1 protein-coding gene and 1 rRNA gene are annotated in these 11,441 nt (G+C 39.8%); one reads left to right on the forward strand and one right to left on the reverse strand.

Annotated features, from left to right (window positions below; all coding sequences use genetic code 11):
- Positions 1–87 (forward strand): 5S ribosomal RNA (gene rrf, locus FJ651_RS11850); the annotation flags it as partial.
- 457 nt (positions 88–544) lie between these two features.
- Here the strand turns inward: rrf and FJ651_RS11855 are convergent.
- Entirely contained in the window at positions 545–11,305 is a 10,761-nt protein-coding gene (locus tag FJ651_RS11855) for an HYR domain-containing protein (protein WP_140990750.1), read from the reverse strand.
- Positions 11,306–11,441: the final 136 nt, after the last annotated feature.

Genomic DNA, 11,441 nt, shown 5'->3' on the forward strand with positions numbered 1-11,441 from the left:
GCTCACCTCTTACCATTCCGAACAGAGTAGTTAAGCCCGTTAGCGCCGATGGTACTGCGTTTGTGGGAGAGTAGGTCATCGCCTTTTTTGAAAAGCCATTCAGCTAGTCTGAATGGCTTTTTTTGTTTGTAGACTTTTTTGCTTGTTGCTGATCTATCTTAAGATAACAAATGCCTCAATGAGCATGAGCTAAATAGTTTGGCATCCTGAAAGTAAAGGTCATTACTTTTCTACCAAACTTAGCTTTAATACACTATCCATACACCATCCATACATCATGACCCGTCCTAAAATAACTATACAGACCAATTAGTGATATCTAAAAGAATTAATTGTACTCTTCTATTGATTAAATGACAAAAGATGACTTCTAATCTCATTCTTATTTAGATATAGACGGATTTAAAATATCTATCTAAATTTCAATAAGGACAGGAAACTGATTTTAGATTCCTTCACAATCTAATAACTCAATATCTAGTCTTAACAAAAAAAATCCCCTCTAAAAAGAAGGGATTTTTGGTTTACTATTTTAAAATACTTGTTAGTATTTTACAAATCTCGTGGTTTTACTAAACTTGTCTTGTGTTATTTGAACAATGTAAACCCCACCTTCCAAATTATCACCAAAAGTATAAACTTCGTTAGCTCTAAATGTTCCTGTATGAACTAATTTATTGCTGGTATCGTACACTTCAATTTTAGCATCGTTTACCAAATCAACAGTTTTTAATCTCACATTAAATATAGCGTTTGATGGATTTGGCCATGTAACAACATCGAAATCTAATAGACTGCCATTACCCGAATTATCAGTAATCGGGAAACGAGTTAATGGTGCGTTAATTTCACAAGGCCCGCACACATCATCTGCATTCCATATAACATTGATACTGCCATGCACTCTATTAGCGATAAACAAACCGGTCATGTATGTTGGCTCAGCCGCATTATTTCCTTTGGCATTGGCACCTTTTACAAATATTTCGCCACCATTAGAATAAATTCGCGCCCTAACATCTGAACCTTTTTCTATTTGTACATCATCATTTACAAAGAATACCACATTATTCCCGAATGAATTGATCACACCATTTTGTGCCAGTCTAAATTTGGTGTTTATAAATACGTTGGCACAGCCGGCGAATTCAATATTAGCACCGTCGGATGTTCTTAATTCATTTATATAAACATTAGATTCATTAAATGTTACAGTGGCACCTTGATTAACCGTAACAATGTTATAAACGGCCTCATTTAGCGTTAACGATTGCCCGTTAGCTATTGTTATGCTTGGACTAGCATTGTTAGACAAGGTATTAGTTACAAAATCCGGTAAAGTTGGATTGGCAGGTTGATTGATTTGCTCGCCAATTGAACTACCTTGATTTAAATTAAAATTAGCCGCTTGTCCAAATCCAACCACGGTACTGGCCTGGAATAGTTTAACGGTACCGTTAGTTCCTGTTACACCGATGGCTCCCGTTTCAACTAAATTTGAATTATGCAAGAAAATATCTTCAAATGCCAAAATAGTGTACGATGAGATTAATTCTCCTGCATCGAAACCTGAAACTGTGAAAGATTCTGTAGTTACACAATTTGTTTCAGAAGTAACGGTTACCGTATAGGTTCCATTACCGGAAACATTTACAGTACTATTATCGGTGGCACCAGAGATTCCGTCACCAGACCATACAAAAGATCTAATTTGAGAGTCGGGCTGGGTAGTGGTGGCCGTTAAGACCAGAACAGCACCTTGACAAAATTCGGGTAATTCACCTGACGAAATAGTTACCTCAGGAATAATACCTTCAACGGTTACAACTGAAGTACAAGTACTACTGTTACCGTTTACATCTGTAACTGTTAAAGTGACTGTATATTCGCCAATATCATCACATCCAAATTCATTTGGGAAAACAGAATAACTCGCTATACCACAGGCATCAGAAGACCCGTTGTCTACATCTTGCCCAATAATACTTGCAAATCCATTTTCATCTAATTGCACGGTAATATCTTTACAAATAGCTATTGGATCTACATTATCCTCTATGGTTACAGTAGCATCAGCTTCTGCAGTATTACCATTGGTATCGGTTACCGTCAGGGTTACCGTATTTGGTCCAACATTAGAACAATCAAAAGTATTAGGGAATACTGATAAAGTGTCAATACCACAGGCATCATTGCTACCGTCATTTATATCGGAAGGCTGAATACTGGCGTTACCATTGGCATCTAACTGTACTGTGATGTCTTTGGTGATGACCTCAGGATCTACATTGTCCTCAACAAAAACAGTAGCTGTACAAGAAGCAGTATTTCCATTACTATCGGTTACAGTTAATGTTACCTCATTAGCACCTACATTATCGCAGCTAAATACTGTTTGGCTCAAACTTAAATTGGCAATACCACAGGCGTCAGTGGAGCCATTATCAACGGCCTGAGGCGTAACGCTAGCATTTCCATCAGCATCAAGTTGAATAGTTACATTCTGACAAAGAGCAACGGGTGGCGTATTGTCTACTACCAATACGTTGGCCTCACATTCCGATACATTACCACTAACATCGGTTACGGTTAAAATAACGTTATTTGCAGAATTAACAATTTCAATATCATGATCTCCAAGATTCGATACATCATTTTGTGCAAATTGCGTCCATTCTGTTGGTAATGATGCTACAAAATTAGACACATTACCTTGTTGTACATTGATATTTCTTACCAAAGTAGTTCCGGCAGTTGAAACACCACCCGAAGTCCACCCTGATGGTCCCGGATCTTGTCCAATTACTCCAATAATGTCAATGGCAGTATTGTTGTCATTATTTACTAGAGCTATGGCATCATTACCATCGAATATTAAATCTGGAGAAAACCAATTTGTAGAAACTCCTGTTATACCTGGTGCTGCGGGATGAGAGATTTTAAATACTGATCTATCAGGAATAGAGAATGCTAACCCAATGGTAGTTGGTGTAGAGCTGCCATCCTTGTAAATGTTAATGCTATAGTTGCTTACCAACACGCCATTTACAGCTTCTCCTAACACCACTTCGTTTCCGGTTCCGTTATATATTTCAATCCAATCATTGTTGCCGGTGCCATCAACATATTCTGAGATGATTAACTCGTCTAAATCACCTCCAATATCTGCACAAGTAAAATCTGTTTTACTGATAGACAAGCTAACCGGACTACAGTCGTCAACAGAATTATTATCTAAATCGTTGGCAGTTATACTTGCATTTCCATTTTCATCCAGCGTTATGGTTATATTTGAACAGTTTACTACTGGTGGTGTAACATCTTGTACAGTGATAATTTGATCGCATTCAGTAAAGTTACCAGCAGTGTCAGTAGCTCTCCAGGTACGTGTGATGGTATAGTTATAATAACCGCGATCGTTAATATCGTTGACTTGTGTACTGACATCACTTTCGGTAATTGTCACATCCAAGCAATTATCAGATCCTGTAGCAACACCTAATGCGTCGCTGCTGGTAGGGTCTTCACAGTTAATAGTAATATCAGCCGGACAATCAATCGTCGGCGCAATAACATCTTTAGCCGTTAAGGTAACGGTAGCTACATCTGTATTGCCTGAGGCATCGGTAGCTGTTACGGTTACTTCTACAGTTTCATTATGCGAAGAAGCCACTACAGTTCCGGCAAGGGGTGATTGTGTAATTGAAAAACTACAATTGTCGGTAGCTGAAGAACCATCTACTAAGTCAGGAATAGTGATAGAACAGTTGGCATCCAGATTTACATTTTGGTCTGCTTCTGCAGTAAGTACAGGAGGTATAACATCTATAACGGTTACATTCGCCACACAACTTGATGAGTTGCCATGAATATCGGTTACTGTTAGTGTTACCGGTATTCCTCCACCGGATCCAATTACTGTATGACTTCCTAAATTTGAAGCGGTATTTATTGGGAATGAGGTCCATTCTGTTCCTAGCGATGGGAAACCTGGAGTATTATTGGTATTACCATCTGTGATGTTTGGATTTCTTACCAAAGTTTGATCTGCAGTAGAAATAGAACCAGAAGTCCATGCAGTACCGGGATCTACACCAATTTGACCGATAATATCTATAGGCGCATTTCCTTTGTATAGAACTACCGCATCATCACCATTGTACCAACTTGATGAATTTGTCTGGTCAGCTGAAGCAAGAATGGCAGCACTAGAACTAGATTGAGCTAATACAAATACATCTCCATCTTCAATTGTTCCTGTTAAATTAATAGTTAAACCGGCACTTGAATTTCCATTAAAGAACATCTTAATATTATAGCCTTCTGCTTGTAAATTTATTGGTGTTCCGGTTCCGTTGTATATTTCAATTGCTTTATTATTTCCACTACCTTCAATATATTCTGAAATAAACAAATCGTTTGATAAGGGCGCGTCATCTGTTGACAAGTCATCACAATCAAATGAAGTTTGCGAAGCAACAATAGATTCAATCTCGCAATTATCGGTAGAACCGTTGTCAATATCTTCGGTTGTAATAGTAGCCACACCGTTTTCATCAAGCTCAATAACAATGTCTTTACAAATAGCGGTTGGTGCTTCGTTATCGGCTACCGTAATGGTTTGCGTAACGGTAGTTGCTGCATTGCCATTGACGTCTTGTACATTCCAAGTAATAATGGTAGTACCAACCGGGTAAGAATCAGATAAGGCTAAACCATCATCTCTAGTGCCTTCGGGTTGACCAACATTACAGTTATCCGTAGCAGTAGCAGAAACTTCTACAATAGCACCACATTCTCCTTCATCTGAATTTACTGATTGGTCACCGTTGGTTGCGATGACTGGTGCAATGTTATCGACTACGGTTACATTTGCTACACAGGTTGAAGTATTACCATGAATATCGGTTACAGTTAAAGTAACATTTACGCCGTTTCCAGAGCTAAAGCAAGGTTGTGGTGTAGTAGCAGAGTTTCTTGGAGTAGGAGTACCTGAGCTAAAGTCGACAGTGTTATTATCTGTATCGGTACAGCTATTGTTTCTAATAGCAGCTGTTGAATTACTTAAAGTTTGGGTAGCACCACTTCCTTCAAAGCAATTAGCACTTCCATATCCGACAAAATCTATAATTTGAGAACCGGTTGGACAGCCTCCTGAGAGAGAGGTAGTCGTGTTAGCTAGTAATACTTTTCCATTCGCACCGGCTAAATTGATGGTTCCACTAATATCGGGATTAGGTAGCGCCACTCCGTTAGTGCCGCTGGCACCGCCAATTAGATAGTATTGCCCTGGTTGTATAATTCCAGAGAGGTTGGTTCTATTATTCCATGTTGTACCAGTTGCTGATGCATATTGCACAGACCATCCGTTTAAATTAACCGGTGTTTTACCGCTGTTAAACAATTCAATAAAATCTTGATTGAAAGGAGCGCCGGCATTACCGCCACCACCGTAAACTTGAGAGATGACCACTTTGGTAATCTCTTCAAAATCGGTTGATACATCCTCACAATCAAAACTATTTTTATCAATACTGATAGAGGCAATCTCGCAATTATCGGTAGAACCGTTATCAATATCTTCGGCTGTGATAGTAGCCTCGCCGTTTTCATCAAGCTCAATAACAATGTCTTTACAAATAGCGGTAGGTGCTTCGTTATCTGCTACCGTAATGGTTTGTGTAACGGTCGTTGCCGCATTGCCATTAACGTCTTGTACGTTCCAGGTGATGGTGGTAGTGCCAACAGGGTAAGGGTCAGAAAGTGCTAGTTCATCGCTTCTTACTCCAATTGGATCGCCCACGTTACAGTTATCGGTAGCAGTTGCAGAAATTTCTACTAGGGCACCACATTCTCCTGCATCTGAATCTACTGCTTGGTCACCGTTGGTTGTGATGACTGGTGCAATGTTATCGACTACGGTTACATTAGCTACGCAGGTTGAAGTATTACCATGAATATCGGTAACGGTTAGGGTTACCGAAACAGCTGCGCCGGAACTAAAGCAAGGTTCCGGCGTAGTAGCCGAATTTCTTGGGTTAGGTGTAGCGATACTAAAGTCCGCTGCGTTATTATCGGTATCTGTACAGCTGTTGTTTCTAATGGCAGCAGTTGTATTATTTAAGGTTGGGGTTGCAGCACTTCCTTCAAAGCAATTAGCATTTCCAAAACCAACAAAATCTATAATTTGAGAACCGGTTGGACAAGTGCCTGATTGAGCTGTAGTAGTATTAGCAAGTAATACTTTACCATTGGCTGCTGCCATAGCAATAGTTCCAACAGCATCTGGTGTTGGTAAAGCTACAGTACCACCAGATCCAGCTGCTTGTTGTATTAAGTAATACTGTCCAGGTTGAATTGTACCAGTTAATGCGGTAACTGCCCATGATGAACCAGCTGATGATGCATATTGCACGGACCATCCGTTTAAGTCAACCGGAGTGTTACCACTGTTAAATAATTCAATAAAGTCATTTGTTAAAGTTGCACTACTATTTCCGCCACCACCGTAAACTTGAGAGATGACCACTTTGGTAGTTGCTTCACCTAGTAGATCCTCACAATCAAAAGTATCTTTATCAATGCTAATGGAAGCAATCTCGCAATTATCAGTTGAGCCGTTATCTATTTGATCGGCTGTGATGGATGCCTGTCCGTTCTCATCTAATTCAACTGTGATATCTTGACAAACGGCTGTTGGTGCTTCGTTGTCAACAACAGTTATAATTTGCGTTACTTCAAGAGCGTTATTACCATTAACGTCTTGTACATTCCAGGTGATGGTGGTTTCACCAACCGGATAAGGTGCATTTAAAGCTAAGCCGTCGTTTCTCACTCCTTCCACCGCATCAACAACTAAGCAGTTGTCTGTTGCTGAGGCAGAAACTTCTACTAAGGCACTACATTCTCCTGCATCTGAATTGACGGTTTGGTTGCCGTTGCTGGTAATTACCGGAATTTCGTTGTCAGTGACGGTAACAGTGAAAGAAGTTTCCACAGCGTTATTGCCATTGACATCTTCTGCATTGTAGGTAACAGTTGTAGTTCCTAACGGGAAAGTATCACCGGAATTAAAATTAGTACTCAAAGTAGCACCAGGACAGTTATCGCTCACAGTAGGAGCAGTCCAAGTTACCACCGCATCGCAACTACCGGCATCTGTATTCACCGAAATATTGGCAGGTGTGTTGTTGATTACCGGGATTTCGTTGTCAGTGACGGTAACAGTGAAAGAAGTTTCCACAGCGTTATTGCCATTGACATCTTCTGCATTGTAGGTAACATTTGTAGTTCCTAACGGGAAAGTATCACCGGAATTAAAATTAGAACTCAAAGTAGCACCGGGACAGTTATCGCTCACAGTAGGAGCAGTCCAAGTTACCACCGCATCGCAACTACCGGCATCTGTATTCACCGAAATATTGGCAGGTGTGTTATTGATTACCGGGATTTCGTTATCAGTGACGGTAACGGTGAAAGAGGTTTCCACAGCGTTGTTGCTGTTAGTATCTTGAGCATTGTAGGTAACAGTTGTAGTTCCTAACGGAAAGGTATCACCAGGGTTAAAATTAGAACTCAAAGTAGCACCTGGACAATTATCGCTTACAGTAGGAGCAGTCCATGTTACCACGGCATCACAACTACCGGCATCGGTATTTACCGAAATATTGTTAGGCGTATTATTGATTACAGGGATTTCGTTATCAGTTACAGTTACATCAAAAGAGGTACTCACGGTACCACATAAATTTGAAACTTCAATAGTTACAGTTGTTGTTCCTATTGGGAACACAGATCCTGAAGGTGTAGAATAGTTAACTGAAGGCGCAGGTACACCGGTAACAACGGCATCTGGATAGTTGACTGTAGCGCCACATACACCGTTATCAGAATTTACAGATATGTTCTCATAGCTATTAGTAATAGCAGGTGCTTCATTTACTGTTAAAACACCACTGTTATTTCCGGTTCCATTCCAGAAACCACCTGTACCACCATACTGCCATTCACATCCATTTAAAGAGTAACGGAATGTATAATAATAAGTACCGGCTGCATTTGGCGTAAAAGTATATTGGTATTCATCATTATTTCCTACTTGAACATTAAAGGGCGCATTATCCCATGTAGTCCAAGTTGAAGGATTTGTATTTTCGGTATTATAACCAAACTGTGCTACAACACCTGCACCAGGACCTGCGGCCTCAGTTACATTAAATTCAAAAACCTGACCAAAGGCAGTTAAGCTTCCACCTAAGCAAATTTCAGCCTCAGAAGGGAATTGTAAATTGGCAAAGGTGAATAAAGGTTGAACTACAATAGTTCCGGAAAGTTGTTGAGATGTGCAATTATTGCCCGTAGTTGTTACTGCATAATTAAAAGTGCCAGATTGGGTTGGTGTACCACTTATGGTAAAAATATTCCCACTTAAAGAACCCGACACACCATTAGGCAATCCGGAAACATTAGTACCGTTGGCACCACCACCAATGGTGTAAACAATATTTGAAATATCGGTATTTGGGCAAAGGGTTTGGTTGGTATCCCCGGAAGTTAGACTTAATTCGTGATTTTCGAGAACTGATAGCACACCGCTGTTATTGCCGGTGCCGTTCCAAAAGCCATTATTAGTACCACCGTATTGCCATTCACAGCCATTTAGTGAATAGCGAAAAGTGTAATAAAAAGTACCTGTTGCGCTGGGTGTGAAGGTATATTGATATTCATCATTATTACCAACTTGTACATTAAATGTTGCATTATCCCAAGTTGTCCAGGTTGAAGGATTTGTGTTATCGGTACTGAAACCAAATTGAGCAACAATGCCTGCGCCTTGTCCCGGAGCTTCTGTAAGACCGGCTTCGAACACCTGACCAAAGGCAGTTAAACTTCCACCTAAGCAAATTTCAGCCTCGGAAGGGAATTGTAAATTAGCAAAGTCAATTAATTGTTGAACTTCAATAGTTCCTAAGAGTTGTTGAGTTTCGCAATTATTTCCGGTGGTTGTAACTGTATAATTAAACGTACCTGATTGGGATGGTGTACCACTTATGGTAAAAGTATTCCCACTTAAAGAACCAGACACACCATTGGGCAATCCGGAAACATTAGAGCCGGTAGCACCACCACCGATGGTGTAAACAATATTTGAAATATCGGTATTTGGGCAAAGTGTTTGGTTGGTGTCGCCTGAAGCTAGGCTTAATTCGTGATTTTCAAGAACGGTTAGTACACCGCTGTTGTTGCCGGTGCCATTCCAGAAACCGCCTGTACCACCATATTGCCATTCACAGCCTTCTAGAGAGTAACGAAACGTATAATAAAAAGTCCCGATTGCATTTGGTGTAAAGATATATTGATATTCATCATTATTTCCTGCTTGTACATTAAATGTCGCATTATCCCAAGTTGTCCAAGTTGCAGGATTTGTATTTTCGGTACTGAAACCAAATTGAGCTACGATTCCTGCGCCTTGTCCTGGAGCTTCTGTAAGACCGGCTTCAAAAACTTGACCAAAGGCCGTTAAGCCACCACCAAGACAAATTTCAGCTTCGGAAGGGAATTGTAAATTAGCAAAGTCAATTAATTGTTGAACTTCAATTGTTCCTGTTAATTCCTGTGACGCACAATCATTTCCTGTGGTAGCCACAGTATAATTAAAAGTACCAGATTGGGTTGGTGTACCACTTATGGTAAAAGTATTCCCACTTAAAGAACCCGACACACCGTTAGGCAATCCGGAAACATTAGAGCCGGTGGCACCACCACCAATGGTGTAAATAATATTTGAAATATTGGTATTTGGGCAAATGGTTTGGTTGGTGTCGCCTGAAGTAAGACTTAATTCGTGATTTTCAAGAACTGTTAACACGCCGCTGTTATTGCCGGTGCCGTTCCAAAAGCCGTTATTGGTACCACCATACTGCCATTCGCAGTTATTTATGGAGTACCGGAAAGTGTAATAAAAAGTACCGGTTGCGTTTGGTGTGAAGGTGTATTGGTATTCATCGTTGTTACCGACCTCTACATTAAAAGTAGCAGTATCCCAATTAGCCCAAGTATTAGGATTGGTATTTGCTGTATTATAGCCAAATTCAACGTCGATACCTGGTGCTTGTCCGTTAGTGGCATTGGTAAGGCCATCTTCAAAAATTTGCCCAAAGGCTGTTACGTCTCCACCTAAGCAAATCTCTGCAGAAGCAGGGAATTGTAAATTGGCAAAGTCAATTAAACTTGTAGCGTTGAGAGTTCTGGTTTCAATATTTGTGAAATTACCTGAAGTTACACTAAATTCTACTAAATATGAACCAGTCGCCGGAGGCGTATAAGTGATTGAGGAAGAAGCACTGCTGCTTTCCAAAGAGCCCGAAGTGAATATGTTACCGTTAATGATCCACTGATAACTTACATTAGTTTCAGTTCCAATGTAAGTTCCTGTAAAACTAATTGGGGTTAATCCACAAAGTTGAATCGGGTTCTCAATTGGTTGGGTTATCTGCGCATTGATCGTACCGCCGGCAGCTACAACATCACCAAATGATCTGACTCCTGAACCACCACCAGAACAAGCTGCATATTCACTTATTCCAATAAAAATTTTGTTGTTGTTATTACAGTTTCCTGTAATATTTCCTGAAATTATGATGACTGCGTTAGGATTGGGTAAGGATAATTGAGCTCTATTACCGCTGAAATTAAGAATTCCTGAAATATTAATAGTATTGGTATTGAGCGTTATATTGTACTGTTGACCATTATTACCTCCACCAAGAACAAGTGTGCCTTCAATATTAAGGTCACCCATTTGATTGGTTGTAAATGTTGAAGGTATGGTAATGGTATTGCCTGGTTGTATGGTTACAGTATTGTTTCCAGCATTTTGTCCAGGATAAGTAGTGGCATTAACCCAACTAACACCATCAAATACCTCCCAAGAAGCTGCTGAGTTCCAAACAGACGGACCAGTGCCTTTTGATCGGTAATCTCCGCTATTATCGGCTAAAAACGAGAAAGTTTCAGCCTCTTTTTGTGTTGTTCGAGCAAGGGGCGCACTGTTACTTTCGTTTTTATTGTTTGAATTAAAATTTACGGTGGCAGTTTGTTTACTTTCACCAGAGGTTAATTTTTTTAAGGCACTTAATTGAAATGCAAAAAGCTTTATACCTTTAACGGTTAATTTGTTGATACTGTTAGTAAAACTATTGTTACTTGTTGGAAACAATGTAGTCGTGCTTATGTTTGCTGTTGATGAAAAACCTATGTTCAACAACAAAGCAAAAGCAGAAAAAAGTAGTAATTTTTTCATAATGTAAGGGTTAGTTAGTCAAAATTGAATATAATATAGGGTTGGCACCAGCATTTTTTGCGCCATTTTTTAAATATTGGAAGTATGAAGTTTTAAAATACATATAGGTTAAAAGCATACATAAAAATGCATAACA

The sequence above is a fragment of the Paucihalobacter ruber genome (assembly GCF_006494535.1).
GTDB lineage: Bacteria > Bacteroidota > Bacteroidia > Flavobacteriales > Flavobacteriaceae > Paucihalobacter > Paucihalobacter ruber.